Annotated in this window: 1 protein-coding gene; it reads left to right on the forward strand. The window is 43.9% G+C overall.

All coding sequences use genetic code 11. The features are described from left to right. Nucleotides 1–71 precede the first annotated feature (71 nt). On the forward strand, nucleotides 72–460 hold a 389-nt coding region (locus tag ACY2RQ_RS19860; protein ID WP_490114747.1), incomplete at its 3' end, for a hypothetical protein.

Raw genomic sequence — 460 nt, forward strand, 5'->3', positions numbered from 1 at the left:
ATAGCACGCACAGGCTTGTTCAAACCAACAAAATAAGGAATGTGCAACAAGCTTTACCAGCTTTGGCGTACATGACAAAAATCGAGAATCTTTTTCATCTGCTAGCGCAACGAGATTTCTCAGCAAGTTTGTCGCAACAAACGCAATATCCGGTTCAACAAATTCCAGCGGCAAGTGCGCAGACACAATTCTCAGCATCACAGGCTTGCTCAAACCAGCAAAATAATTATCGTGCCAGCAAACTTACAGAGCTGGTCAAACCAACAAGCGCCCTACTCTGCACGGCGACTGGCGCAACGAGCTTTCTCAGCAAGTTTGTCTCAAGAAATGTAATATCCGATTCAACAAGCTCCAGCGGCAAGTATGTCAGGCACAGTTCTCAGCATTACAGGCTTGCTCAAATCAGCAAAATAATTATCGTGCCAGCAAATTTACAAATTTGGTCAAACCAACAAAATCA

Source organism: Parendozoicomonas sp. 209JJ7-1, assembly GCF_058147085.1.